We start from the raw sequence: 24,908 nt of genomic DNA, 5'->3' as shown, positions 1-24,908 counted from the left end.
GGAGCGCGCAAGGCAGGGGCGGACACCATCGGATGCCCGCCCCTCCACGTTTATCACCGGGCAGCGTTAGGAGACCTTCTCCAGCGGCGCGTAACGCAACAGCAGGCGCTTCTCCTCTGAACCGAAGCGCACCTTCGCCACGGTCTTATCGCCGCTACCCTCAACTGCGAGCACGCGACCCTCGCCGAACTTGGTGTGGCGCACGGTATCGCCAACCGCCAGGGTCGGGATTTCCTTACTCTGGTGCACGCGGGAACGGTTCGTCACCTTAGAGGAGGCGGTAGCCGCCGCCAGCCCGTAGCTCGCCGAACCGTTAATATCCGCGGTGGACGGCTCGGAGCGGCGCACAGGGCGGGACTCGTAGGGATCGTATGAGCCGCGCGAGCCACCGGAACTGTAACCGCCCGAGTAGCCAACACCGTAGGAGCTACCGTAGGAGCCACTGCCGTAAGAACCGCCGCCGCGAGCGCCGTAGGCCCCCATGCCGGAGGCGCCGAAGCCAGAGAAGCCCGCGGTGCGCTTCCACTCGATGAGCTCCTCCGGGATCTCCTCTAGGAAGGGCGAGGGCGGGTTGAACTGGCTCTTACCCCACATCGTGCGGGTCTCCGAGCGGGTCAGGTACAGGCGCTCCATGGCGCGGGTCAGACCCACGTACGCCAGGCGGCGCTCCTCGCTCATCTCCTTCTCGTCGGTCAGGGCGCGCTGGTGTGGGAACAGGCCGTGCTCCATGCCGGTCAGGAACACCACGGGGAACTCCAGGCCCTTGGCGGTGTGCAGGGTCATGAGGGTAACCATGCCCTGGGCCTTCGCCTCGGCCGCCTCGGCGGCAATCTGCGCAGCGGATGCACTCTCACCCTCCGCGCTGGCGGGGCGGTTTGGAATCGAGTCGGCGTCGGCAACCAGGGCCACGTGCTCGAGGAACTGCTCCAGGTCGGCGCCGGGGTTCTCGGTCTCGAACTCGACCATGGCGTCAAGCAGCTCGGAGAGGTTTTCCACGCGCGATTCGTCCTGAATGTCCTTGGAGGCGCGCAGAGCCGCCAGGTACCCGGTCTGCTCCAGGACCGCCTCCAGGCAGGTTGCGGCCGGTTCGGTGCGGGCAATTTGCGCCAGGTCATCCATGAGGCGCACGAACTCAGCGTACTTCTTGACCGCGGCGGCACCCAGACCCGGAACATCGGCGGCCTGACGAGCCGCCGCAAAGAACGAGATGCGGTGTGCGGTCGCGTACTCCGCCACCACGGACTCAGACTTGGCACCGATACCGCGCTTGGGCTCGTTCAGAATACGGCGCACGTTCACGTCGTCATCGGGGTTGCTCAGGGCGCGCAGGTACGCCAGGGCGTCCTTGATTTCCTTACGCTCGTAGAAGCGGGTACCGCCGACTACGCGGTAGGGCAGGCCGGCGCGCATGAGCATGTCCTCGAGGGTTCGGGACTGCGCATTGGTGCGGTAGAAGATTGCAACGTCACCGGGCTGCACGCCGTGCTCATCGGCAAGGCGGTCAATTTCACGGGTGATGAAGCGTGCCTCGGCGTGCTCGGATTCGGCGACGTAACCGATAATCTTCGCGCCCACGCCGGAGGCGGTCCACAGCTTCTTGGGGCGACGGTCGGGGTTGCGTTCGATGACCGCGTTCGCCGCCGAAAGGATGTTCTGTGTGGAGCGGTAGTTCTGCTCCAACAGGATCGTGTGGGCGTTCGGGTAGTCCTTCTCGAAGTCCGTAATATTGCGGATGTCCGCGCCGCGGAAGGCGTAGATGGACTGGTCGGAGTCACCCACGACGGTCAGCTCGGCAGGGGGCACGGCGTCCGGGTAGGGGCCGCGGTCAGCCGGCGCCTTCGCGTGGGCGCCGACCAGTTCACGCACCAGCTGGTACTGGGCGTGGTTGGTGTCCTGGTACTCGTCCACGAGGATGTGGCGGAACTTGCGGCGGTAGTAGTTCGCGATTTCGGGGAACTTCTTCAGCAGGAAGACGGTGCGGCCAATCAGATCGTCAAAGTCGAGGGAGTTGGCGGCGCGCAGACGCTGCGTGTAGACGGTGTAAATCTGCGAGACGGTCTTCTCGTAGGGGTTATCGGAGGCCACGCGGGATGCGAACGCCTCGGCGCTGACCAGCTCGTTCTTCAGCGCTGAAATGCGGTTGCCCACGGCCTTGGCGGTGAACTTCTTGGTGTCCAGGTTGAGCTCTTTAATGATGAGGCTCAGCAGGCGCTGCGAGTCAGTTGAATCGTAGATCGTGAAGGTGGACTTCAGACCCAGGGCGGCGGCCTCACGGCGCAGCACGCGCACGCAGAAGCTGTGGAAGGTCGAAATCCACATGTGCTTGGCGCGCGGGCCAACCAGCGCCTCGATACGTTCACGCATCTCGGCTGCGGCCTTGTTGGTGAAGGTAATGGCGAGAATCTGGCCGGGGGTCGCGCGGCGGGTTGCGAGCAAGTAGGCGATGCGGTGGGTGAGCACGCGAGTCTTGCCGGAGCCGGCGCCCGCGACAATGAGCAGGGGTGAACCGGAGTGCAGTACGGCCTCCTCCTGGCGGTCGTTGAGCCCGGCGGTGAGGGAGGAGGGGTCCACCGCGTTGAGGCTGTAGGTGCGTTCGCCGTAGGGATCGGCGGGGTCGAAGTCCTCGCCGTAGCCGCCGACTCGGTAGGCGGGCGGCATGAAGTCGCCGAGCGGGTCGGCGGCGAAGGCTGCGGGCGCGCCGGGTTCAGGAACGGGCGCGCTGGTAGCAGGGGCACCGTAGGCGGGCATGCCGGTAGGCAGGGCGGCGGGTACATCCTGTGCGGGCGCCTCCATCACCGGAGCGTCCATCACTGCGGCGTCCATGGGAGGGGCGTAGTAGTCGTCTTCGGCAGGGGGTACGTCGTAGTACGGGTCGAAGGGCGGCTCGTCCGCCGGTGCTGCGGGGGTGACGAGTTCGGCGGCGAACAGGCCGTCCTGTTCGGTGAAAGACTGCTTCTGCTGTTCGGGCTTATCGCTCATCGTCTACCTCGCTGCCTAGAATACACGTTCGATATTCCATGCTACCGCATTTACTCCCCCGCTCCCACCCGCTTGGTCGCCCGGCCGCCCCTCGTTCACTCGGAGACGAGAAACCGCCCGCGCCTGCTAATGCAAGCGACGGGCGGTTCTGTCATATGTGTGCCCCCGAGACGATTCGAACGTCCGACACCTTCTTTAGGAGAGAAGTGCTCTATCCCCTGAGCTACGAGGGCGTACCTATCCAGTATAAAGCACCGCGCGTCGCGGGTCGGCACGGTGTTCAGAAACCTCTGCGGCCTGCGCGATTCGCCTCCACTCTGCGTTCACCGCCCGAAGACACCCGCACCCGGCGGCAGAACCGCTCCTACAATGTACGAATGAGCATCTACATTGACCCACCCGTCTGGCCCGCGCACGGCACCGTTTTCTCGCACCTCATCTCCGATGCATCCCTGGCGGAACTGCACGAGTTCGCTGCGGCGGCGGGCATTAGCGAGCGTGCCTTCGACCGCGACCACTACGATGTACCGGCGCACCGCTACGAGGAGCTGGTGCAGGCGGGCGCGATTGAGCTCAGCGGCGCACAGCTGACCCGTACGCTCATTGCGAGCGGCCTGCGCATCCCCCTAAAGGAACGCCCCGAGAAGATCCGCCCGCGCCTGCTTCGCACCTGGGAGGCGGCGTTTGCGCCCCGCCTCGAGCGTGCGGATGCGTCCGCCGAGTCGCGGGCCCGGCTCGTAACGCAAGTGGCTGAGTTGGGCGAGCACCTGATACAGGCGTGGGAACAGCCGCACCGCGCCTACCACCACAGCGGGCACCTTTCGCAGATGCTCACCGATCTGGACCGTCTCTACGCACACCGCACGCAGGGTTCTACTCCCCTGCCGCTGGTTCTGGCGGCGTGGTTCCACGACGCGGTTTACGAGGGCGCGCCAGGTGAGGATGAGCGCCGCAGCGAGCAGCTGGCGAGCGCCTCCCTGGAGCCGCTGGTCGTCGCTGGTCTGCTGGGCGAAGAGGAGCTACAGCTGGTGCGCCTTCTGGTTCGCGCCACGGCAGCCCACGAGCTGCCCGAGTCCACCGAACTACCGGCGGGCTACAATCCGGCAGATATTGAGTTCTTCCTTGACGCCGACATGGCCATCCTGGCGGCCGAACCGGCACGCTACCGCCGCTACCTGCGCGGGGTGCGTAGCGAGTACTCCCACTTCGATGATGAGGTGTTCCGCACCGGCCGCACGAGCTTCCTGCACTCCGTCCTAGAGCGCGAGCGCATCTTTCTCTCCGAGCGAGCCCGCGAACTTTGGGAGGAGCCCGCACGGGCCAATCTGTGTGGGGAACTCGCCGAGTGGGAACAGGCCCCGCAGACGCTCCTGCAGGCTCTCGTCCCGTAGTCTCACACCGTAGAGAAGCACCCCAAAATGCATACCGCCGAGTGTGCACGTGCGCTCTCGGCGGTATTCTGCGCGCTGAATGGGCACGCAAAAAAGCGCCCACCCCGTGCGGGGTAGGCGCCTTTTCGAAGTATGTTGGGCTAGACCCAGCTCTTATGCACTAAGGCTTAGAGAGCGGTGTAGTAGCCATCAACGGACATCCAGGAAGTGGGGTGCACCAGGGTACCGTTGGTGGGGTTCAGAGCGGAGATCATCTTGCCATCGCCCAGGTAGATACCAACGTGGCTGTAGCCGTTCTGGAAGACGATGTCGCCGGGCTGGGGGTTAGAGGTGGGGCGCAGCTCGTTCTTCATTGCGTAGGTGAAAGCGGTCAGCTTGATGCCGTGCTGAGCGAAAACCCAAGAGGTGAAGCCGGAGCAGTCCCATGCACCGAAGGTCTTGCCGCCCCAAACGTAGGAGCCGCCCAGACCGCTCATTGCGGTTGCGACGATTGCGTCACGGGAAGCATTACCGGTGTTGGAGGAAGCGGCGGGAGCAGCCTGCTCCTGGGTTGCTACGGGAGCAACGTAAGCCTGCTGGGTCTCAGCCTGGGGTGCTACGTAGGTGGTCTCAGCTGCGGGTGCCGGAGCTGCTGCGGGAGCAACGTAGGTCTGCTGTGCCTGAGCCTGGGGTGCAACGTAGGTGGTTGCGGGGGTGTTGTAGCTGGTGTAGTCGAACTCGTAGTTGGTGTAGTCGTAGGACAGATCAGCCGCAGCGGGAATCTGTGCAAATGCGTTCGCGGGAACGGTCGAACCGAGCAGAACAGCACCTGCTGCGAGGGTTGCACCTGCGGTACGTACGATCTTCTTAACCATTGATAATTCCTCCATTGCCTGACGAGGTGAGCTGTCGGACTCGAGCATGGATTCGCTCGGCCACCGAAGTGACTTAGCCCCGAGGCCTCTCGATTGAGATGCCGTATCCCAGCTTGGGGATTGGGTCCCCCGCTTCTGCCATATTGGGTAGACGTACATCGAAGCGTTGGCAGAACTCAGCGGAACCGCTTCGACGGTGCCCTCTTACGATGAGGATTTGGGCACAGAAACGAGAATACACAGAAAACTCCCAGTTGTCACTTCATTCGGGCTTAAATTTTGGACTTTCACCCTGGGGGGAAAACTTGGTACTCCAGGCAGTTGACTCCCTCTTAACGGAACCAACAACTACCGCTTAAGGCCCTTGACTAGGTGCTTCACAAGGATGCACATTCGCTTTTAATGCGCCATCACCCATTAAGGACAGGGTTCAAAATTCTCAAAGATGACCCTTATCTCTTAAGTGTCCATTCTCAGAGATTGCTCAAACATCGGCGTTTCCCTCAGTTTCAACTTCAGATTTAAGCGAAAAACGCGAAAAATGCACTCGAGCGCAGTTGCTAAAACCTTGAGAGAGGAGTATACGCGCCCGCGCACATGACCAAACTCTGAAATACCCCACCCACTAGGCACCTCAGCCTCCCGAAGCCTCCCCGCAAGACCGAGCAGCCCTAACACGTGCACAACAACGGTGGCACCGCCTCCACAAAGGAAGGCAATACCACCGTTTAGCGTGAACTGGGTTAGCAGACTCTCAGAATGAGAGCTTAGAGGTTGCCGCCGCGCTTGACCACAATTGCGTTTGCCACGTCCATATCCAGGGACAGGGTATCGTCCTCGCCGTCGGCGTGAACAATCACGTCATCATTCTGGCCGGCCACAACCGATACCGAGGCGCCGTAGACGATGCCCGCATCCGCCAGAAGCTTCAGCAGTTCAACGTCGGTCTGAATGGACTCGGGGAAACGGGAAATCGTGAAACGGTCCTCGGGGCCCGAATCGCGAGCGGCCAGAGACATCGGCACGGTACGCTCGTCGTTCTTCTCGCTCTCAATGCCCAGCTCTTCCAGGCCGGGAATGGCGTTGCCGTAGGGGGAGAACTTCGGCTCGTTTAGCATCTGCAGGATGCGCTTCTCGACCTTATCGCTCATGACGTGCTCCCAGCGGCAGGCCTCTTCGTGCACATACTCGAGGTCCAGGCCAATAATATCGGAAAGCAGACGCTCAGCCAGGCGGTGCTTGCGCATCACCTCGACGGCCTTCTGGCGGCCCTCGTCGGTCAGCTCCAGGTGGCGGTCAGGCTCAACGGTGAGCAGTCCGTGCTTCTCCATGCGGGCCACAGTCTGGGAAACGGTCGGGCCGGAGTGCTCCAGACGCTCGGCGATGCGCGCGCGCATGGGGACGATGCCCTCTTCCTCCAGTTCGAGAATAGTGCGCAAGTACATCTCTGTGGTGTCGATAAGGTCAGTCATTATCTCTCCAGCCATCAGCGCGACAGTGCGTAGGTAGCCCTGCCTAAGTCGTTAGTTTACTCAATAAACCATTATGTACCCTTTGGGCGGTTTTTGCCACGAGAGAGCCCCGCGAGTTGCCCAGCGCGAACAGCCGGGCACCCCGCGGGGCTCCTTAAATCTCTATGGTGGTGGCTCTACTCGGAGACGCTGCCCTCAGACCCCTCGGAATCCCGGTCGGAATCCAGAGAAACCTCAGCGGCCTCGGCAGGTGCAGTCTCGGTACCCTCTTCTGCACTCTCCGCGCTCTCCTCGGAGGCTGCGGTGGCGGCCTCCGAGCCCTCGGTCTTCTCCTCGGCGGGTGCCTCCGAAGAATCGGACGAAGAATCCTGCTCCAGGTCCTCGGGACGCACGCGGTCAGCCCACGGCACCCAATCCGGGGCGATGAGCGCATCGTCACCGGGCAGCAGGCCCACCTCACAAATCGTGGCGACCTTCGAGCGCGGGGCGCGGGAGAGGGTCGCAAACCAGAACCAGCCGCGGTACCCGGGCATCGTGCACTCGAAGAGGTGGGTGCTCAGGCGCTCCTCCTCGGGGCGCACGTGGTGCACCAGACCAATATTGTGGTCGGGGGTAATCTCGCGGACGCCCTGCAGCGCTACATCCTTAGCCGCCGCTAGGATCTCATCCACCTTGGAGGTGCGACGGGCCTTGTGCGGAACGCCCAGGGAGGGTTCGCCCGGGTCCTCAGCCGGCGCGGAGAAAGGGTCGTTAGAAGTATCAGTGGGGGTCCGGGAAGATTCGGCTTCCTCGGCGGCCTCGGTGAGGGCTGCCTCCACGGTGGCCTCGACGACCTTTTCGGTCTTCTCCTCGGCGGCCTCATCCGCAATCTTCTGCGCGGTCTCTACTTTCTCAGGTACAGCACCATCCACCGAGGTCTCGGCCTCCTCCGGGGCGGCAGCGGGCAGAGCGCCATCTGCGGGAGTATCGGGGGCGGGCATGGTTTCGGGGAGCAGTTCATTCACCTGTTCAGACATACCCCTATTAAAGCATCTCGCGTACACGAACACCTCGGGAGGCCCTCTAAGCTTCACAAACGCTGTGAATTTGGGGCCCAAACCCCCGATTCTTGGGCTTTGCTAGCAGAGAGCTGGGCACAAGCTGATACGGTTAATTTTATGAGTAACACCTCCGTAGAGACCCAGCACAGCAGTTCAGACCGGGCGTCCGCGCCTCTGCCCTACGCCCGTGCCATTCGTTGGCTGGGCGCGGGAGGCGGTATTCTCGCCCTCCTCTGCCTGCTCAGCGGAATCGTCATGCTCCTCATGAAGTGGGCCGGGGCCACCCCGCCCGCCGTCATGAGCCAGATTCCGCTCGTGCTTCTGCCCGTCGCATTCATCGCGCTGATGGTTGCGCTTGGCCTGGCAGTTCTGCGGCGCTCTAAAGCCTAACCACACACTATTGCACACACTGCATTTCTCTACTCACCGACAGATCACCTTCCTGCCCTTCAGAACGAAAGATAAAGAGTATGTCTGCTGAAGCCAAGCTCCTCGTCGTTGATGACGAATTCAATATTCTTGAACTACTCGCCACTTCCCTGCGCTTTGCCGGTTTTGAGGTCGTCACCGCCGGTAACGGCCGCGACGCCCTCGAGAAGGCCAACACCGAATCTCCCGATCTGATTGTCCTCGACGTCATGATGCCCGGCATGGACGGCTTCGAGGTCACCCGTCGCCTGCGCGAGCTTGGAAGCACCGTTCCCGTCCTCTTCCTCACCGCGAAGGACGCCACCGAGGACAAGGTCACCGGTCTGGGTGCCGGCGGCGACGACTACGTAACGAAGCCCTTCTCACTGGACGAGGTGATCGCTCGCATCCGCGCCATCCTGCGCCGTAGCCGCAGCGTCCAGGACGAGGACGATGCCGTTCTGCGCGTCGACGACCTGAGCCTGAACGTGGATACCCACGAGGTATTCCTCGGCGAGGAAGAAATCGATCTCTCCCCCACCGAGTTCAACCTGCTGCACTACCTGATGCTCAACGCCAACCGTGTGCTGTCCAAGGCGCAGATTCTCGACCACGTGTGGGAGTACGACTTCAACGGTGACTCCTCAATCGTCGAGTCCTACATCTCGTACCTGCGCCGCAAGATTGACAACAACCGCGAAAACCACGAGCCGCTCATCCACACCAAGCGCGGTGTGGGCTACATGATTCGCGGTTCCCGAGGCTAACGTGGCGCTCAAACCCCTCGATCGCATCCCCCTCTCGCTTTCCCTGCGCACGCAGCTGGTGCTGGTGACCTCCATGCTCATCGCTCTGGCGATTGCCGTCACCAGCCTCGTGGCTATCTCTGCCCTGCGCGCCCAGATGGTGCACCAGCTAGACGAAGAGATGAAGACCAGCGCACCGGCACTGGTGCAGCTGGCCACCGTGCGACCTTCCGGCAAGCAAGAGGGGTCGCTCAGCACCTACCGCGTCTACCTACTCGATAAGGACGGCAAGGTGCTGTACTCGCTCAGCTCCGAGCACGACGAGCAGGCCGGCGAACCCACCCTGAACGGTTGGACCGCTGAGAAGGTGCGCAAGCAGAACGAGGAGGGCGTGACCGTTGGCTCCTCCAGCGGTTCCGCCGACTGGCGTCTACTTGCCGTGCCAATTGAGGCGAACGACTCCTCGGGATTGACCGAGGCGAGTTCCCTCATCATCGCGATGCCGCTCAAGCAGACCAACCAGGTGGTCGCCCTGGTCGGCGTGCTCACCTTCGCGTTTGGACTCGCCACCCTAGCCTCGGCCATCGCCATGACGTGGGTGATTGTGACGCGCACCTTCGAGCCGCTCGCGCGCGTTGAGCAGACCGCCGCCAAGATTGCCGCCGGCGACCTCTCCCAGCGTATCGAGGACTACAACCCGAACAACGAGATCGGTAACCTCGCCATCTCACTGAACACCATGCTCGCCCAGATTGAGGCGCTCTTTAAGGCCCGAGAGAAGAGCGAGGCGAAGATGCGGCGCTTCGTGGGCGACGCCTCCCACGAGCTACGCACCCCGCTGGTGAGTATCCGCGGTTATTCGGAGCTCTACCGCCAGGGCGCGCTTCCCACCGAGGAGGCGGTCGGCACCGCCATGAGCCGCATCGAGTCGGAGTCCAAGCGCATGGGCCAGCTCGTCGAGGACCTCCTGACACTGGCCCGCATCGACGAGCGCAGAGAGTCCAAGCTGGCACCCTTCGACCTGTTTAACCTGGCGGTGGACGCCAGCAACGACGCCTACGCTACGGCCCCCGACCGCGAGGTTTCGCTTGTGGGCCTCAGCGACGATGTTGCCCCCACCTCCGCGCCGGTGCTCGGCGATGAATCGCGCATGCGTCAGGTCGTGGCGAACCTGCTGACCAACGCGATGCGTTACACCCCCGACGGCACGCCCCTGGAGATTGCGGTGGGCGTGCGCGAGGAGGTTGCGGGATTCCCGCTGGCCACCCTTGAGGTGCGCGACCACGGCCCCGGTATTCACGGCGAGGATCGCGAGCGTGTCTTTGAGCGTTTCTACCGCACCGACACCTCGCGTTCCCGCGAGACCGGCGGCACCGGTCTGGGCCTGTCCATCGTGGCCGCCATCATCGAACAGCACGACGGCCGAATCCACATTGAAGAGACCCCCGGTGGCGGCGCGACCTTCGTCATCTCGCTACCCTACTACCCACCACCCATCTCGGATGAGTAGCTGCTGAACTAGCGGGTTACGTGTCTCCGGCAGCCAGCGGCGTACCGAAACCCAGAAGAAGCCCTAAAGAAGCCCCCGAGCCTTACGCTCGGGGGCTTCTTCGTGTCCGGAGGGTTCAATCGCTCCGGCAGGCACGACCGGGTGTGGACGCACCGCCGGATGGACGCTGCGCAAAGGGCGCAACGCAATATTCAGCCGAATTCTGAAGGCCCCGTTCGAAATTTTCGGTGCGTTGGAAGCAATCGGGAGGGTTTATCCACAGATTCTCTCATTGAGGTATTTTTAGGTAGTTTAATGCATTTTGAAAGAATATAGTGGTGCCATGCACTCGGGATAGTTCATAGCCCGGGGCAAACCCTCCCAGCGGCAACCCGCCGCCCACCACTCTCAAAGGAGAAACCCATGGCACAGTTCAACGTCGATTCTGAGGTCATCGCGGCCAAGAGCGCCCAGGCCAAGTCCTACGTCGCATCCATCACCGCGGATGTCAACGGCATGACCGCTTCCCTGCATGACCTGCAGAGCTCTTGGACGGGTTCGGCATCGGCCAACTTCCAGGGCGTGCTGGATCACTGGCACGCTACCCAGCGCCAGGTCGAAGAATCCATCACCCAGATTAACGAGGCGCTCTCCCGCGCAGGCGTCAACTATGCCGACACTGAGCAGGCCAACGCCTCGATGTTCGTGGGCTAAACGTAGGCTAGACAGCCCGCACCCGGTACGCCCCGCCACCACTGGATGGGCCCCGTGCGCGTGACGTACCAACGGAAAACCCGCCGCACCTCACTATTCGAGGGGCGGCGGGTTTCTCACGTTCTCTTTTCCTCTTTCCCGGTTCTTCCCAGAAATTCTTCCCAATGGTTCTTCTCAGAGGTTCTTCCCGGGGTTGCCGGCGGCGAACCCACCGGGAGCTACCGGGTGGGCGCTACGAGGCGGGGGTCTCCTGGCGGAAACGCAGGCGCCACAGGCCGCGCTCGGCGTCGTAATGCCAGATGCTCGAGCGGCTCACGCGACCGCGGGCTGTCGCCACGGCGGCCATGACCAGAACGCTCGAGGCGTCAATCTGCTGAACCCCCTGCTTGGCCGGCGCACCCTGCTGGGTGAAGGCGCGCTCTCGATACTGCAACACCGAGGAGCGCGAAACCGACTTGCCGGTGGCGGTCACCCACACCAGGCGCTCGTGGAGCAGGGCGTCCAGCTGAGCCGGGTCCATAACGGCGCCGCGGCTTTCCAATAGCTGTTCGGCGGCGGCGGCATCCTCGGGACGCGGTGCCGCGGGAGCCTGCCGTGTGGAAGGCTGGGTGGCGGGCTCGGAGACAGCGGGCGCATCAGCCTGCACAGGACCGGGGGTCTCCGCAGGGGCTTCTGTGGGTGCCGGGGTCTCCGTGGGCGGCAGGGTCTCTGCGCCCTCGCCCAGCAGCTCGGCGGGATCCACATCGTTCGGGTCGAGGCCGGCGAACTCTTCCAGGCCGGTCAGGTCGTCCTCATCTTCCGCCTGCGCGGCGGAGGCCTGGTTGGCGGTTTCCTGCTGGCGGACCAGGGCCTGGGCATCGCGCTCGGCGGCACGCTCTGCGGCGAGGGCCAGCTGCTCCTTGCGGGTGCGAACCGCCTCCGGATCGGGGGCGTTCACCGCGGAGGCGGGGCGCAGCAGACCGGATAGGCGCAGGCTCTCCACGCCGCGCTGGGCGTTCTCAATCTCGGCTGCGGTGAATTCCTGCACGGGCAGGTGGGCATCCGCGGAGGCGGCAGGCTCACCCTCGGAAGCCGTGGTCGTGGCGGTAGCTTCAGAAGCCGCTTCAACCCGCGCTGTGGCGTCCTCTCGACCGGAGGCAAGCGAGCCGAAGCCGGGGCCGTACGCGGGTTCGCGGCCCTCCTGATAGGCGCGCGCAGCACCATTCGCCAGGGAGTCAGCCTTCTCGTTGAGCTCGTGACCGGCGTGCCCCTTAACCCAGATGAACTCGTAGTCGCGGCCGGTCAGCGCCTGATCCAGCGCCTCCAGAAGGTCGCGGTTGAGCACGGGCTTGCCGTCAGACTTCTTCCAGCCCTTCTTCTTCCAGCCGGGCATCCACTTGGTCAGCGAGTTAATGACGTACTGGCTATCGCAGTACACGCGCAGCTTCGCCTCCGGGCGGGATGCGGTCGCCTCGAACAGGTCCAGGACTGCCTTGAGCTCGCCCATGTTGTTGGTGCCGTGCGCCCAGCCGCCGCTCGCCCAGTGGTCGTCGTCGATATACCATGCCCAGCCCGCCGGTCCGGGGTTGCCCAGCGCCGAGCCGTCTGCGGCGGCAATGATCTCTTGCGTGCTGTTCACGGTACCTTCTTTCTAAGCTGCCACCCCTCTAGCGTGCAGGCGGCAGTCCGTAATGATGTCTGTGATGACTTTACCGCACCGGCGGCGAGGGTGCGTAGCGCGCGGTCACGGCTGTGGACAACCTATAGGAGCCCACCATAGCCGGGCGGGTACACTAAACCTATGAGCTATTCTGCCCCCGAAACACCCAGCGCACAGCGCCCGGAGCGCCCTACCGCCCGTCCGAGCGAGCGCGTGCAGATTTTCGCTCTTCCCACCCGCACCATGTACGGTTCCCTGCGTTTTAGCTGGTTGAGCTACCTGGGTCTTGCCGAGCAGCAGCATGCGGCGCAGTTGCCGACCTCCACGGCGGCGGTCAGCTACCTGAGCACTCAGGCACTCATGCGTGCCATGGCGGCGGCTCGTCTGGATGTGCCGTCCAGTGCCGCTTCTGAGATTGAGGTGGATCGTTCCTGCACCCTGTGCACCAGCGGTAAGAAGCACGGTAAGCCGCGTATTGCGGGCGTGAATTTCAATATGTCGCAGGTGAATCCGCTGGTGGTGGGTGCGTTTAGTCGTAATTCTTCGGCGGTGCTCGGCGTGGATGTTGAAACCCTGGATGCGCGCTTGTTCTCCGGTTTTGCACGTCTGGCGCTCTCCAATGAAGAACGCGCGTTCTATAAGCGGGTGGCACAGGAACGCCCCGCCCCCGTACTGCACCTGCTCTCTGTGGCGCTGTGGACCGCTAAGGAGGCGGTGCTCAAGGCGACTGGCCACGGCCTGAGCGTGGTGCCGTCCCTGGTTCGGGTGCAGCTCACCGATGACCTGTTGGATGCGCTCGAACTTGCCATGAACGAGGAGGCTCCTAGTGGCCTTCTGGACGGTGGCACCCCCGAGCCGACCGCCCTACGCGTACTGACTCAGGACAGTTTGACCACCCAAGCGACCTTTAGCGCGCCCGCGGCTCAGGGCAGCGGCGATCAGGGCGGTAATCAGGGTGGCGAGGCTACCGAGCGGAGCTTTAGCCTGCAGTGGGTACCCGTGGCGCTCCCCGATGCGGAGAACCCCGAGCACGCCCAGAAGATGCTCATCGCCCTGGCTGTGGAGAACCCGACCGAGGGCGACCCCGCGCAGGTTGAGGCTCAGCTTCTGCCGGTGGCTACTCCCCTGGAGCTCAAGCGCCTGCTCACCGATTAGCCGCGCTCAATCCCCTAACACCTGATACAACGACTGAACGCGCCCGCCACGACGGCGAGCGCGTTCGGTCGCTTCCACCCCGCGCGGGGCGGTTCGAAAAGAGTTTTAGGGGGTATCTTCGCCCAGGGTCTCCACACCCAGTGCGCGACCGAAGCTGCCGAGCTTCGTACCGGTCTCCGTGTGCTCCAGCTCCGGGTCGGATTCAGCCACAATACCCGCGCCCGCGTACAGCACCGCCTCCTCCGGGCTGACCTGGGCGCAACGCAGCACCAGCGCCCACTCGCCGTTACCCTCGGCATCCATGTAGCCGACCAGTCCGCCAAAGTAGCGGCGCTCGAAAGACTCCAGCTGGCGAATCAGATCGAGTGCTTTCTCGGTGGGGGCACCGCAAATCGCGGGGGTCGGGTGGATCGCGCGGGCACCGTCCAAGCAGGTCAGCCCCTCCTTCAGCACACCGTCGATGGGGGTCGCCAGGTGCCACAGCTGCGGGGTCTGCAGCAGCGAGGGCACCTGCGGCACGTTCAGCTCCTCGGCGATGGGTGCCAGGCGCTCGGCAATGTCGTTGATGACGTAGGCGTGCTCGTGGCGGTCCTTGGGGGAGGCGAACAGGCGGTCGCGAATCGCCTCGTCCTCGGCGCTACCGGGCTCGGCAATGCGCGGGGCGCTACCGGCAAGCGGGTGGGTCTTGAAGGCGCGGCCCTCGGTGCGGAACACCAGCTCCGGGGAGGCACCCATCAGGTAGCTTCCGCTCATGCCGCGCTCACCCTCGGGTAGGCGCACCGCAAAGTTGAATGCGGAACGCTGCTGGGCACGCAGGTTGTTGTACAGCGCCTCCAGGTTGAGGGCGCCGGGAGCGTAGCGGGCGGTGAGCACACGCGAAAGCACGATCTTGCTCAGCTCACCCGCCTTCATGCGCTCCACGGTGGTCGCAACGGCGGCACGGAACCGGTCGTTCTGGCGGCCGGTGACCGATACCGGCTCGGCAAGCGCCACTGTCTGCTCAGGGATCGGCACCTGCTGCTCCTCCAGGCGTTCAGGCACGAAGAGGTAGGCGGGCATATCGGGGTCAAAAGGAATCAGACCCACGACGGCGCTACCGGAACGTTTCGCCTCGTCCAGGGCATTATCGAAGGTTACAGGGATCATCGCACCGGATGCGCGCAGGACGCGGGTGCCGGTGGCAAAGATAAAGTCGGGAAGGTTCGTCATCGTACTTCTATCAGTGGTGTGTGGGTTCGCACCGGGCATCTAAACGCCGGACGCGGGGTGCCGTTAGAGGGTCGCACCGCCGTCGGCGACAATCTCCTGCATGGTGATGTGGCGTGCCGCCTCAGAAATGAGGAAAGCGTTGACCGCCGCAATATCCACCGGGTCGGCAATACGGCCCAGCGGAATACCCAGGCGGAAGGTCTGCGGGTTACCGGCAACCGGCAGGGCGGAGCGGTCCTCCCCCTCCCAGGCGTCGGTCACCATGGGGGTTCGGGTGGTACCGGGGCAGACCGAGTTCACGCGAATACCGTGCGCGGCAAGCTGCAGACCGAAGCTGGAACTCACGCGCGCCGCCGACGCCTTCGATGCACCGTAGGCACCGAACTCCGCGCGGGGCACGCGCGCCGCATTGGAGGCGACCGTCACCAGGGAGCGGCTGTTCGCCGGGTCGCTCTCCTGCTGGTCAATCATGATGCGCGCGAATTCACGCAGGCACAGGAACACGCCGTCGGAGTTGACCGCGTGCAGGCGCTTCCAGGTGGCGAAGCTGGTCTCCAGTAGCGGCTGGCTGTGGGCGATGCCCGCGGCGAGCACCGCACCGGTGATGGGTTCGTCGAGTGCCGCTACAGCGTTGGCGAGGGCGATGACGGACTCTTCGCTGGTCACGTCCACGGCGCGGTAGCGGAAGAGCGCATCGCCGTAGGTGGCGAAGGAGGCAATGGGCTGCTCTGCAAGGTCAGCCGCAAACACCGAATAGCCGTTCTTGATGAGCTGGTGGACGGTTGCCTCACCAATACCGCCGTTCGCGCCGGTCACAATGACCCAGCTCATGCGCGGGCCTCCTCAGCAGGCTCAGCCTTCTCAGCACCTTCTGCAGCATGCAGGTCGGCGAGTACATCGGCGGTGTTCAGCACGCGGGCGCAACGACCCGAAGCGTACTCGCACGCCATGCGGTGCTCCTCCCCCGAGAAGTCGGCGAGCGCATCCGCAACCATGAACGGCTGAATGTCACGCATGAACGCCTCTAGGGCGGTGGTCAGGCAGCCAATGTGCGCGTACACGCCGCCGATAATGAGCTGGTCGCGGCCAGACTCCTTGAGCAGGTCCTCGAAGGGGCTGCGCACGAACGCGGAGTAGCGCCACTTGGTCAGCACGGTGTCGCGGTCGGTGGGTGCCAGTTCGTCGAGCACGCGGGCGGACTCGTCGTTCTGCAGGCCGTCGCCCCAGAAGTCGATGAGCAGACGGCGGTCTTCGGGGTTCTGGCGCGGCGGCTGCGCGGTGTAGTAGACCGGGATTCCGGCGGCGTGGGCGGCGTCAATGAGGCGGCGCAGGTTCCGAATGGCGATGTTAATCTGGGCGTCCGGGTTGTCGTTGCCCTCACCCAGGTTGGCGCCTTCGAAAGCCTGGACGAAGTGTACCTGCATGTCGTGAACGAGCAGTACGGCTCGGGAGGGGTCCACAGGCCAGCTCACGCGGTTGCTGTGTTCACGGTCGACGTAGGTGTAGGGCTTGATTTTGGGCAGTGCCATGATTCTCCCGGTTCGTGCCTTTGGTTTTCGGTTGTATGCGCGGCGCAGGCGGTGCGCTGTGGTGGGTGTAGCAGCGAGTGGGTGCCTCCTCCGAGCCCTCTCGCGCTGACCACCCAATCGGTGAGCTTGCGCTTATCTCATAACCATCTTAGGGCATGCTTAGCTACAAGGTATATATGAGCCTTAACAAAAATGCTTCCCCACCCGCACCCCCGTTGACAGCACAACGGGCGGAACGGGCAGGGAAGCACTCAGACAAGCAGAAACGCTATACGAACCGCGAATTCAGCCGCGATTCTAGTTCAACTAGTTCACGGGCACTGCCGAAGCCAGCACCTCATTCAGACCCTCGGTAATCGAGGGGTGGGTGTAGATTTCATCGCGCAGCTGCGAAGCAGTAATGCCGTGGCGCATCGCCAGAGCCACCAGGTTAATAACCTCCATGGACTCGATTACCAGCAGCTGGGCGCCCAGAATCTGGTCGGTCTGCGCGTCAATCACGAACTTCATGATGCCGCGCGGGTTCTCCTGGGTCTTCGCACGCGGCATCGCGGCAACCGCGGCAACCGGCTTCGAAGCGACCTTCACCTTGTGGCCCGCCTCGATTGCCTCACGCTCGGTCAGGCCCACGGAAGACAGCGACGGATTCATGTAGATGGTCGAAGCCACTGCCTTGCGGTCCTTAGTGGAGCGGGAACCGTCACCGACCAGCTGGGAGAGCACCACGCGGTAATCGTCCAGGGAGATGTAGGTGAACTGCGGGCCGCCGTTCACGTCACCGAGCGCGAAAATGTTCGGCACGGTGCTGCGCAGGTGCTCATCCACGACAATTGCGCCGCGGTCGTTGGTTTCAATGCTGGTGTTCTCCAGGCCCAGACCCTCGGTGGCGGGCTTGCGGCCGGTCGCAACCATCACGTAGTCCACCTCCAGCTCCCGGGTGGCACCCTCGGAGTCGAGGTAGGTCACGGTCACCGAGTCAGCGCCGTCCTTGAAGGACTGCACGCGCACGCCGGTGTGAGCGGTAATGCCCTGGTCTGCGATAATCTCGCGGGCAACCTGGGCGACATCCTCGTCGTAGCGGCCGAAGAGGGCGGGTGCGCCATCCAGAATGGTCACCTCGGTACCGTAGGAGGAGAAAATACCGGCGAACTCAACACCGATGGGGCCGCCACCGATAATGCCCAGACGCTTGGGGCGCGGGGTGAGCTTCTGCAGCTCGGTGGAGGTGAGCACACGCTCAGATTCGCGGATACCCTCAATCGGCGGGATAACCGACACGGCACCGGTGTTGATGATGAAGTAGTCGGCGGTAACGCGCAGGGTGTCCTCGCCCGCGGTGACCTCAACCTCGGTGTCGGAGATGAAACGTGCGTGACCGTCAATGAGCTTAGCGGTCTCGTTCGACAGCAGGATTTCGCGGTTCTTGGCACGCATCGCACCGGTCAGCTTGTCACGGAAAACCACGGCGGATTCGTAGGCGGCGTTTGCCTCCTCGATGGCGCGCTCGCCGCTGGCGCGGAACTCGTCGGCGCGGTGCACGAGCGCCTTGGTGGGTACGCAACCGATGTTGATGCAGGTGCCGCCGTACATGCCGGTGGACTGTTCGATGAGGGCAACGTTCTTGCCGGTCTTGGCGTATGCGCCGGCGAGGGTCTTGCCGCCCTTGCCGAAGCCAATGACGACCATGTCAAAGTGCAACTGAGCGGGGGTGGTCATACTATTCTCCTGTGAATTTTAGATGATGATGTCTTCACAGAGTTCAACGGAAAGAAATGAGTATTATTCCCGCGCGCCACATTTTTTCTTGCCCCAACCACCGCTATGGCATGAGCAAAGCCCCCACCCCTCTTCTACAACCACCCCTCAGCCCGCGCGGGCGTAGACTGAAACTACCCGGCTCCCTACAAGAAGCCGGCCTAAAGGAAGCCAGCAAATTCAGGAGAACTCCATGAACACCCACGATATTCTGCGTGACGCCGCCAGCCGCCCCGGTATCGAAGCCGCCGTAGCCGTCAAGGGGCTATCCCCCGAGGCGCTCAACGCCCACCCGGGCGGGCACCCGAACTCTATCGCCTGGCTGCTCTGGCACGCCGGACGACAGATGGACATGCAGCTCTCCGCCCTGAACGGTCAGCCGCAGGTCTGGGAGGCTCAGGGCTTCAGGGAACGTTTCAACCTGGGCGAGCTGGGCGACACCATGGGTTACGGCCACACCCCCGAGCAGGCACGCTCCATCGTGGTTGAAGATTCTGCCCTGTTGGTGGAGTACCTTGTGGCAACCGGCGAGGCGCTCGCGGCCTACTCGCAGACGCTGAGCGAGGCTGATTTGAGCGAGATTATTGACCATTCGTGGACTCCGCCGGTGACCCGCGGTGTGCGCCTGGTCAGCATGATTGACGATGCGGCGCAGCACGTGGGTCAGGCGGCGTACGCGGCGGGTATTCTCGCGGCATAGGATTTCGCCGCGCAGAATTTCACAGCGCAGGGTTAGAATTTCACGCCCGCTAGAGGGGCACAAAAAAGCGGTGGCGCCTCGGACACAACCGTCTGAGACGCCACCGCCTACACGTATAAAGGTTGCTACTGCCTCTGCAACAGCACCATGACCTCGTAATGGTCCGTATGCGGGAACATGTCCAGCACGCGGCCCTGCACCGGCGCATACGACGGCATGCGCTCCAGATCCTTCGCCAAAGTCACCGCATTACAGCTCGAATACACCACACGGTCAATACCCGAACCTTCAATCCACGCGCACAGGCTCTCACCAATACCGCGACGCGGCGGGTTCACCACCAGCATCTGCGGCACCGTGCCCGAAGACACCGCAAACTCCGGCGCGTCCTGCGCCGAAAAGTTCACGCCCTCCAGCCCGTACTCGGCAACCGTACGCTGTGCCGAGGCGACCGCCTCCGCGCTAATCTCAATTCCGGTCACCGAGCCGCCGTCCATCACCGAAGCGGCATGCAGGGCAAAACCGCCCACGCCGCAGTACAGGTCCCACAGCGAGCGCGGAGCCACCTCACGCACCCACTCGCGGCCCTGCGCATACATCGCTTCAGCAACCTTCGTGTTCGTCTGGAAGAAGCTCTGCGGGCGCAAATGCAGAGTCAGGTCATTCACCTGCATCGGCAGGGTCTGACGCTCCGAAAGGATAATCTCCTCATCACCCTCAACGCGCGCCACCGGTTCACGCAGCAGGTTCACCGACAGCACCGCCAGGTTCGGCAGCTGCTCCTGCAGCCAGTCCATCTGGCGGCGAATCGGCACCAGCAGCTTCTTCGAACGCAACACGAAACGCACCATCAGCTCACCCGCCGCCGATGCGGTCACCAGAATATTCTTCAGCTCACCGCGACGGTTTGGAATGTCATAGGGGGTCAGATCCGCGCGCTGGATCAGCTCACGTAGCACCGGAATAGCCGCCTGAATCGGCTCCATATAGAGCGGGCATTCTCCAAGATCCGTGGAGGCGCCCGTACGGTAATCCACGATGCCGAGGGTCGGGTTCTTCGCCGAACCGCCCACCACAAGCTTCGCCTTGTTGCGGAAGCCCGCCTCCGCGCTGGTCACAGGGTCCAGCCACTGCAGCTGAGGGTGGGCGGCAAGCAGGGCGCGGGCATGCTCCTGCTTCGCCTGCACCTGCGCGGTGTAGGCGGTCTCAATGCTGGGGCAGGAGGAGCAGAGGTCATCACGAAAATAGGCACATTTCATAGGGGCACCATTTTACCGCCTCCACGAGCCGGCACGCCGCCGGCCCATGACGCGCGGGCGCTTAGGAACGCGAAGGACCCGATGGCCGAGTCCCCTGGCGACGATTTACCTTCAGCACCGACCGATACGACCCCACCGAGAGCACGGAGAGCCCCGATAAGACCGACAGCACACCAAGAAAGCCCAGGCACGAGGCAATAGCCCCAGCAGAAAAGACAGAGCCAATGGATCCAATCGAGAATACCGAACCAATCGAAAACGCCGAGTTCACGGAACCAATACTGCAGAACGAGTTCACCGACCCGATGCTCAGAATCGAGCCCCGCGATCCGATGCTCTTCATGCTCCGATTGGCGCGGTCCGGGGCTGGTGAAAGATGAGAAGAAGACGTGGTGTTAGAGCTCATGTTCTCAGCATATCGTTTGCCCCCTCCCCACCTCGCAACGCCTCTTTGAGTCACCGCCCAAATGGCAAAAAAGCGGGGGCGGCCACCCTTCATGGGTAGCCGCCCCCGCCTCATACGGATGCGTGGACCTGCGCCGGTTTGGGTACCAGCGCCGGGTCACCACCGGGTCACGCTTCGCGTGCCACGGAATCCGTAGAAATTTACCCCATCAGGGATAAATTTCTATTACATCATTCCGCCCATTGCGTCCGCACCGGGAGCAGCCGCACCAGCGGGCTCCGGCTTGTTCGCAACAACAGCCTCGGTGGTCAGGAACAGACCAGCAATCGACGCAGCGTTCTGCAGAGCCGAACGGGTCACCTTCACAGGGTCAGCAATACCAGCAGCCATCAGGTCCTCGTACTCGCCGGTCGCAGCGTTCAGACCGGTACCGGCGGGCAGGGAACGAACGCGGTCAACCACAACGCCCGGCTCCAGGCCAGCGTTAGCAGCAATCTGCTTCAGCGGTGCGTCAATAGCCACGCGCACAATGTTCGCGCCGGTAGCCTCGTCACCGGTCAGCTCCAGCTTGTCGAAGACCTTCACGCCAGCCTGAATCAGGGCAACGCCACCACCGGGGACGATACCCTCCTCAACGGCAGCCTTAGCGTTACGCACAGCATCCTCAATGCGGTGCTTGCGTTCCTTCAGCTCAACCTCGGTTGCGGCACCAGCCTTCAGCACGGCCACGCCACCGGCAAGCTTAGCCAGGCGCTCCTGCAACTTCTCACGGTCGTAATCGGAATCGGAGTTAGCGATCTCTGCGCGGATCTGAGCCACGCGACCCTCGATAGCTGCTGCGTCGCCTGCACCCTCGATGATGGTGGTCTCGTCCTTGGTCACAACGACCTTGCGAGCGGAACCGAGCATGTCCAGGGTTGCTGCGTCCAGGGACAGGCCAACCTCTTCGGTAATGACCTGGCCACCGGTCAGGATGGCGATATCGGCCATCTGAGCCTTACGGCGGTCACCGAAGCCCGGAGCCTTCACGGCCACGGACTTGATAGAACCGCGCATCTTGTTCAGCACCAGCAGAGCCAGAGCCTCACCCTCAACGTCCTCAGCGATAATCAGCAGCGGCTTGCCGGACTGCATGACCTTCTCCAGGACGGGGACGAGGTCCTTAACGTTCGAAATCTTCTGGTTCACAACCAGGATGTAGGGGTCCTCCAGGACTGCTTCCTGACGCTCCGGGTCGGTCACAAAGTAACCGGACAGGAAGCCCTTGTCGAAGCGCATACCCTCGGTCAGCTCCAGGTGCAGGCCGAAAGTGTTGGAGTCCTCAACGGTGATGACGCCTTCCTTGCCGACCTTCTCCATTGCCTCAGCAATGAGCTTGCCGATCTCTGCGTCGCCAGCGGAAATCGAAGCGGTTGCGGCGATTTCTTCCTCGGTCTCAACTTCCTTCGCGGAGGAGAGCAGAGCCTCGGTCACAGCCTCAACAGCCTTCTCAATGCCGCGCTTGAGGCTCAGCGGGTCAGCGCCAGCAGCCACGTTGCGCAGGCCCTCGCGGACCAGTGCCTGAGCCAGAACGGTAGCGGTGGTGGTACCGTCACCGGCAATGTCGTCAGTCTTCTTGGCAACTTCCTTGACGAGCTCCGCACCAATCTTCTCGTACGGATCCTCCAGCTCGATTTCCTTCGCGATCGAGACACCGTCGTTGGTGATGGTGGGGGCGCCCCACGCCTTCTCCAGCACAACGTTGCGGCCGCGGGGGCCGAGGGTCACCTTCACTGCATCGGCGAGGGTGTTCAAACCGCGCTCAAGGCCGCGGCGTGCCTCTTCGTCAAAAGCAATGAGCTTTGCCATAAGTGTCCTCCTGAACGATAGGATTTTCTCCTGCATCCCGCTGGGATGCGGTACGTCTAAAATTGGGGCCCGGACCCTGGCGCGTGTAACTCACGCGCGCGCCATGCAGGGCGCCCAAATGCTACATCAATTGTGGCACCCGCACCGGCAGGGGGCAAACGTGTAAGCCCAAGGTTGAAGGGTTAATCGCCCAGTGCTTAATCTGCGCTCACCCAACCCACCATCGGGGACCTCAACGCCCTCTCGAGGGGGACGTTAAAGCATCAACCCCACCCGGTACCTGATTGGAATTGCACGAGTGGGGTCGGTGAAAGTTTGTCATGACAAAGCGGCAGAGGCGGGGGCCTAGCCGGTGTAATCGGAGGCCAGAACCACAATCACCTCGTGGTTGCCCATCGGCACGGCAGAGGTCGCCTGGCGCACCTGGGAAATGTCCAGGGCCGCGGCGATGCTCTGCGCCTGCGCCTGGTAGCCCTCCGCGTAGTACACCACGCTGGTCGCCGGGGCCGCACCGGTGTAGTTGGCGGTCTCGTTGACGGTGTAGTTGCTCAGCAGAGCCGCCGCGCTCGAGGCGCTACCGGCCGGGGCAGACGCGTTAAACACGCCCACCGAAATGCTGTCCACCAGGCCCGTCTTCGAGGGGGTGGCCGAGGCCGTCGCGGACGCAGAGGCCGAAGCGGAGGTAGCGGATGCCGAGGAACGGGCCGAAGCAGAGCTCGACGCGGACTTCTGCGCCGAGTACTCGGGCGAAGCCGTGCGCGGGGCATAAATGTACATGGCGGCACCCACCAGCAGGCCGACCACGCCGGCGGCAACCAGCGGAATAGCACCCTTCGGGCTCTTTGCGGGATCGGCGTTGACCGCGCGGTAGGTTCCGCGGCGCGCGGTCTTCTCGTCCACCTCATCAAACTCGTCGCGGGGATAGCTCATGGTCTCCTCAATTCACGGGTACTTTATCGCGGTGGTCCGCGCGGTGCTTCTTCGAGGTAGCGCGGCGGATGACTCGGCGCTCCCTGTACCTAGAGTACCGTCTCGGGCAGACGGAACCAACGCGGGCACGCCCCGCAAAGCGTCACGCCAGGATTGACTAGTCGGCGTCACGACGGGCGCGCAGCGCATCCACGAGTCGCGGAGCCGCCTCGCGCACGCGCTCGTCGTCCAGCATGACGTTCAGCATCTGGTAGTAGGCAATCGGGGTGAATCCGAGGGCTTTAATGGCCTTCTCTTTGGAACCCTGATGCTTGAATCCTCGGCGTTCCAGGGCCAGGATGCGCCGCTCGAGCGGGTTCAGCCCGTCGTTCAGCTCATCCGATTGAGTCTCAGCACGGACGGGGGTCTCGGCCGAGGTTTCAGCCGGGCTTTCGGTCTTTCCCGGAGTTTTGTTCTCCGGGGTTTCGGACTGCACGGCTTCGGTGTGTTCCTGCTCCGGCATATTCCCTCCTCATTCTGTCTGCGGCGTACCATCGCGGCCGACATTGCCACCGCGAGTATTCGTCTTCCCTTAGTCTAGAGGAGAGCCTCAGTCTAGAGGAGAAGCAAACGTCGCGCACCCGGCACCGAGAAACCAGCCGGGCCGCCCCAGCCCGAGGAGTACGCTTGAACCAGCCCCTGAACACCATCATGAGCGAGGACTGGGCCGCGGCCCTCGCCCCGGTCGAAGAGCAGATTCACGCCATGGGGGATTTCCTGCGCGCCGAGCACGCCGCCGGCTACCGAACCTTCCCGCCGTCCGGTGATATCTTCAACGCTTTCCGCCGCCCAATGAGCGAGGTTAAGGTTCTTATCATCGGGCAGGACCCCTACCCCACCCCCGGCAACGCCATGGGCCTGTCCTTCTCGGTGCATCGCGGCATGCCCGTGCCCCGCTCGCTCACCAATATCTACAAGGAGCTGCAAGACGACCTGGGCATCGCTCCCGCCGAACACGGCGACCTGTCCTGCTGGGCCGACGAGGGCGTCATGCTCCTGAACAGGGTGCTTTCCGTGCGCGAGTCCGATGCCGGTTCGCACCGCGGCAAGGGCTGGGAAGAGATTACCGAGTGCGCTATCCGTGCCCTGGTGGCGCGCAATCAGCCGCTCGTGGGTCTGCTCTGGGGTGCGGATGCACGCAAGTGCGCGCCCATGCTGAAGCCGTACCCGAGCGTGGAGTCGGCGCATCCCTCGCCCCTTTCGGCACGACGGGGTTTCTTCGGTTCCCGCCCCTTCTCCACAGTGAATTCCCTGCTCGTGCAGCAGGGGGCCGAGCCGGTGGACTGGACCGTGCGCTAGAGCTTTCAAAGATAGCGTGGCGGCCCGTGAACTGAGGTTCACGGGCC

The 24,908-nt window shown here is 63.3% G+C and carries 21 protein-coding genes, 1 tRNA gene and 1 riboswitch; of the genes, 8 read left to right on the top strand and 14 right to left on the bottom strand.

The window, feature by feature from the left end; all coding sequences use genetic code 11:
- Positions 1–66: 66 nt before the first annotated feature.
- Together HMPREF2674_RS00135 and HMPREF2674_RS00130 are read right to left on the bottom strand one after the other, a co-directional pair.
- Positions 67–2,979 (bottom strand): UvrD-helicase domain-containing protein, encoded by a 2,913-nt coding sequence (locus tag HMPREF2674_RS00135; protein WP_070824504.1) that lies wholly within the window; start codon positions 2,977–2,979, stop codon positions 67–69.
- Positions 2,980–3,139: 160 nt separating this feature from the next.
- Positions 3,140–3,212: transfer RNA gene (locus HMPREF2674_RS00130), tRNA-Arg, on the bottom strand.
- A 144-nt stretch (positions 3,213–3,356) separates the two neighbouring features.
- On the opposite strand from HMPREF2674_RS00130, the gene HMPREF2674_RS00125 reads away from it, so the two are divergent.
- Positions 3,357–4,370: a DUF4031 domain-containing protein gene (locus HMPREF2674_RS00125; protein ID WP_070824503.1), complete on the top strand. Its 1,014-nt coding sequence runs from the start codon at positions 3,357–3,359 to the stop codon at positions 4,368–4,370.
- Positions 4,371–4,537: 167 nt separating this feature from the next.
- Here the strand turns inward: HMPREF2674_RS00125 and HMPREF2674_RS00120 are convergent, their stop codons facing one another.
- The 3 genes from HMPREF2674_RS00120 to HMPREF2674_RS00110 all read right to left on the bottom strand — a co-directional run bounded on the left by HMPREF2674_RS00120 (position 4,538) and on the right by HMPREF2674_RS00110 (position 7,712).
- Entirely contained in the window at positions 4,538–5,224 is a 687-nt protein-coding gene (locus HMPREF2674_RS00120) for a C40 family peptidase (protein WP_070824502.1), read from the bottom strand.
- Positions 5,225–5,384: riboswitch (cyclic di-AMP (ydaO/yuaA leader) on the bottom strand.
- A 607-nt stretch (positions 5,385–5,991) separates the two neighbouring features.
- On the bottom strand, positions 5,992–6,696 hold the full coding sequence (locus HMPREF2674_RS00115; protein WP_070824501.1) for an iron-dependent transcriptional repressor DtxR: 705 nt from the start codon (positions 6,694–6,696) through the stop codon (positions 5,992–5,994).
- A 176-nt stretch (positions 6,697–6,872) separates the two neighbouring features.
- Positions 6,873–7,712 carry a DUF3027 domain-containing protein gene (locus tag HMPREF2674_RS00110; RefSeq protein ID WP_070824500.1) on the bottom strand — a complete coding sequence of 280 codons (840 nt, stop codon included), beginning with the start codon at positions 7,710–7,712 and terminating at the stop codon, positions 6,873–6,875.
- 141 nt (positions 7,713–7,853) lie between these two features.
- On the opposite strand from HMPREF2674_RS00110, the gene HMPREF2674_RS00105 reads away from it, so the two are divergent.
- The 4 genes from HMPREF2674_RS00105 (at position 7,854) to HMPREF2674_RS00090 (ending at position 11,093) form a co-directional block, all read left to right on the top strand.
- Positions 7,854–8,126, top strand: a complete 273-nt coding sequence (locus HMPREF2674_RS00105; RefSeq protein ID WP_049331544.1) for a hypothetical protein — start codon at positions 7,854–7,856, stop codon at positions 8,124–8,126.
- An 80-nt stretch (positions 8,127–8,206) separates the two neighbouring features.
- Positions 8,207–8,911: a response regulator transcription factor gene (locus HMPREF2674_RS00100; RefSeq protein WP_070824499.1), complete on the top strand. Its 705-nt coding sequence runs from the start codon at positions 8,207–8,209 to the stop codon at positions 8,909–8,911.
- A 1-nt stretch (position 8,912) separates the two neighbouring features.
- Positions 8,913–10,400 (top strand): sensor histidine kinase, encoded by a 1,488-nt coding sequence (locus HMPREF2674_RS00095; RefSeq protein WP_049331540.1) that lies wholly within the window; start codon positions 8,913–8,915, stop codon positions 10,398–10,400.
- A gap of 402 nt (positions 10,401–10,802) precedes the next feature.
- Entirely contained in the window at positions 10,803–11,093 is a 291-nt protein-coding gene (locus HMPREF2674_RS00090; RefSeq protein WP_049331538.1) for a WXG100 family type VII secretion target, read from the top strand.
- 232 nt (positions 11,094–11,325) lie between these two features.
- Here the strand turns inward: HMPREF2674_RS00090 and HMPREF2674_RS09630 are convergent, their stop codons facing one another.
- A complete protein-coding gene (locus HMPREF2674_RS09630) occupies positions 11,326–12,711 on the bottom strand; it encodes an RNase H family protein (protein ID WP_070824498.1) in 1,386 nt (461 codons plus the stop codon).
- A 162-nt stretch (positions 12,712–12,873) separates the two neighbouring features.
- Between HMPREF2674_RS09630 and HMPREF2674_RS00080 the strand changes: the two genes are divergently transcribed.
- Positions 12,874–13,887, top strand: a complete 1,014-nt coding sequence (locus tag HMPREF2674_RS00080; RefSeq protein ID WP_049347204.1) for a 4'-phosphopantetheinyl transferase family protein — start codon at positions 12,874–12,876, stop codon at positions 13,885–13,887.
- 105 nt (positions 13,888–13,992) lie between these two features.
- On the opposite strand, the gene HMPREF2674_RS00075 is transcribed toward HMPREF2674_RS00080, so the two are convergent.
- From HMPREF2674_RS00075 to HMPREF2674_RS00060, 4 genes are all read right to left on the bottom strand, one after another.
- Positions 13,993–15,096, bottom strand: a complete 1,104-nt coding sequence (locus tag HMPREF2674_RS00075) for an isochorismate synthase (RefSeq protein ID WP_070824497.1) — start codon at positions 15,094–15,096, stop codon at positions 13,993–13,995.
- 63 nt (positions 15,097–15,159) lie between these two features.
- Positions 15,160–15,927 (bottom strand): SDR family oxidoreductase, encoded by a 768-nt coding sequence (locus HMPREF2674_RS00070; RefSeq protein WP_070824496.1) that lies wholly within the window; start codon positions 15,925–15,927, stop codon positions 15,160–15,162.
- Positions 15,924–16,625 carry an isochorismatase family protein gene (locus tag HMPREF2674_RS00065; RefSeq protein WP_070824495.1) on the bottom strand — a complete coding sequence of 234 codons (702 nt, stop codon included), beginning with the start codon at positions 16,623–16,625 and terminating at the stop codon, positions 15,924–15,926. The genes HMPREF2674_RS00070 and HMPREF2674_RS00065 overlap by 4 nt, the downstream gene beginning before the upstream one ends.
- Positions 16,626–16,931: 306 nt before the next feature.
- Positions 16,932–18,341, bottom strand: a complete 1,410-nt coding sequence (locus tag HMPREF2674_RS00060) for an FAD-dependent oxidoreductase (protein WP_070824494.1) — start codon at positions 18,339–18,341, stop codon at positions 16,932–16,934.
- 232 nt (positions 18,342–18,573) lie between these two features.
- Here HMPREF2674_RS00060 and HMPREF2674_RS00055 point away from each other — a divergent pair, with 232 nt between their 5' ends.
- Entirely contained in the window at positions 18,574–19,080 is a 507-nt protein-coding gene (locus tag HMPREF2674_RS00055; protein ID WP_070824493.1) for a mycothiol transferase, read from the top strand.
- Positions 19,081–19,205: 125 nt separating this feature from the next.
- Here HMPREF2674_RS00055 and rlmC read toward each other — a convergent pair whose 3' ends face one another.
- From rlmC to HMPREF2674_RS00035, 4 genes are all read right to left on the bottom strand, one after another.
- Positions 19,206–20,339: a 23S rRNA (uracil(747)-C(5))-methyltransferase RlmC gene (gene rlmC, locus HMPREF2674_RS00050; RefSeq protein WP_070824492.1), complete on the bottom strand. Its 1,134-nt coding sequence runs from the start codon at positions 20,337–20,339 to the stop codon at positions 19,206–19,208.
- A gap of 631 nt (positions 20,340–20,970) precedes the next feature.
- Entirely contained in the window at positions 20,971–22,593 is a 1,623-nt protein-coding gene (groL, locus tag HMPREF2674_RS00045) for a chaperonin GroEL (protein WP_070824491.1), read from the bottom strand.
- A gap of 345 nt (positions 22,594–22,938) precedes the next feature.
- Positions 22,939–23,523, bottom strand: coding sequence for a LytR C-terminal domain-containing protein (locus HMPREF2674_RS00040; protein ID WP_049331512.1), 585 nt, complete (start codon positions 23,521–23,523; stop codon positions 22,939–22,941).
- Between the two features lie 157 nt (positions 23,524–23,680).
- Entirely contained in the window at positions 23,681–24,025 is a 345-nt protein-coding gene (locus tag HMPREF2674_RS00035; RefSeq protein WP_049347366.1) for a DUF3263 domain-containing protein, read from the bottom strand.
- 164 nt (positions 24,026–24,189) lie between these two features.
- Between HMPREF2674_RS00035 and HMPREF2674_RS00030 the strand changes: the two genes are divergently transcribed.
- A complete protein-coding gene (locus HMPREF2674_RS00030; protein ID WP_065423968.1) occupies positions 24,190–24,861 on the top strand; it encodes a uracil-DNA glycosylase in 672 nt (223 codons plus the stop codon).
- Positions 24,862–24,908 lie beyond the last annotated feature (47 nt).

Source organism: Rothia sp. HMSC062F03 (genome assembly GCF_001836905.1).
In the GTDB taxonomy this organism is placed as follows: domain Bacteria; phylum Actinomycetota; class Actinomycetes; order Actinomycetales; family Micrococcaceae; genus Rothia; species Rothia mucilaginosa_A.
Note: the sequence above shows the minus strand (reverse complement) of the source record. Positions and strands in the feature narration are given on the sequence as shown.

Excerpts from the sequence above, each read along its gene's own strand:
- HMPREF2674_RS00135 (WP_070824504.1), bottom strand. The coding sequence starts at position 2,979 with ATGAGCGATAAGCCCGAACAGCAGAAGCAGTCTTTCACCGAACAGGAC.
- HMPREF2674_RS00125 (WP_070824503.1), top strand. The coding sequence starts at position 3,357 with ATGAGCATCTACATTGACCCACCCGTCTGGCCCGCGCACGGCACCGTT.
- HMPREF2674_RS00120 (WP_070824502.1), bottom strand. The coding sequence starts at position 5,224 with ATGGTTAAGAAGATCGTACGTACCGCAGGTGCAACCCTCGCAGCAGGT.
- HMPREF2674_RS00115 (WP_070824501.1), bottom strand. The coding sequence starts at position 6,696 with ATGACTGACCTTATCGACACCACAGAGATGTACTTGCGCACTATTCTC.
- HMPREF2674_RS00110 (WP_070824500.1), bottom strand. The coding sequence starts at position 7,712 with ATGTCTGAACAGGTGAATGAACTGCTCCCCGAAACCATGCCCGCCCCC.
- HMPREF2674_RS00105 (WP_049331544.1), top strand. The coding sequence starts at position 7,854 with ATGAGTAACACCTCCGTAGAGACCCAGCACAGCAGTTCAGACCGGGCG.
- HMPREF2674_RS00100 (WP_070824499.1), top strand. The coding sequence starts at position 8,207 with ATGTCTGCTGAAGCCAAGCTCCTCGTCGTTGATGACGAATTCAATATT.
- HMPREF2674_RS00090 (WP_049331538.1), top strand. The coding sequence starts at position 10,803 with ATGGCACAGTTCAACGTCGATTCTGAGGTCATCGCGGCCAAGAGCGCC.
- HMPREF2674_RS00080 (WP_049347204.1), top strand. The coding sequence starts at position 12,874 with ATGAGCTATTCTGCCCCCGAAACACCCAGCGCACAGCGCCCGGAGCGC.
- HMPREF2674_RS00075 (WP_070824497.1), bottom strand. The coding sequence starts at position 15,096 with ATGACGAACCTTCCCGACTTTATCTTTGCCACCGGCACCCGCGTCCTG.
- HMPREF2674_RS00070 (WP_070824496.1), bottom strand. The coding sequence starts at position 15,927 with ATGAGCTGGGTCATTGTGACCGGCGCGAACGGCGGTATTGGTGAGGCA.
- HMPREF2674_RS00065 (WP_070824495.1), bottom strand. The coding sequence starts at position 16,625 with ATGGCACTGCCCAAAATCAAGCCCTACACCTACGTCGACCGTGAACAC.
- HMPREF2674_RS00060 (WP_070824494.1), bottom strand. The coding sequence starts at position 18,341 with ATGACCACCCCCGCTCAGTTGCACTTTGACATGGTCGTCATTGGCTTC.
- HMPREF2674_RS00055 (WP_070824493.1), top strand. The coding sequence starts at position 18,574 with ATGAACACCCACGATATTCTGCGTGACGCCGCCAGCCGCCCCGGTATC.
- rlmC (WP_070824492.1), bottom strand. The coding sequence starts at position 20,339 with ATGAAATGTGCCTATTTTCGTGATGACCTCTGCTCCTCCTGCCCCAGC.
- groL (WP_070824491.1), bottom strand. The coding sequence starts at position 22,593 with ATGGCAAAGCTCATTGCTTTTGACGAAGAGGCACGCCGCGGCCTTGAG.
- HMPREF2674_RS00040 (WP_049331512.1), bottom strand. The coding sequence starts at position 23,523 with ATGAGCTATCCCCGCGACGAGTTTGATGAGGTGGACGAGAAGACCGCG.
- HMPREF2674_RS00035 (WP_049347366.1), bottom strand. The coding sequence starts at position 24,025 with ATGCCGGAGCAGGAACACACCGAAGCCGTGCAGTCCGAAACCCCGGAG.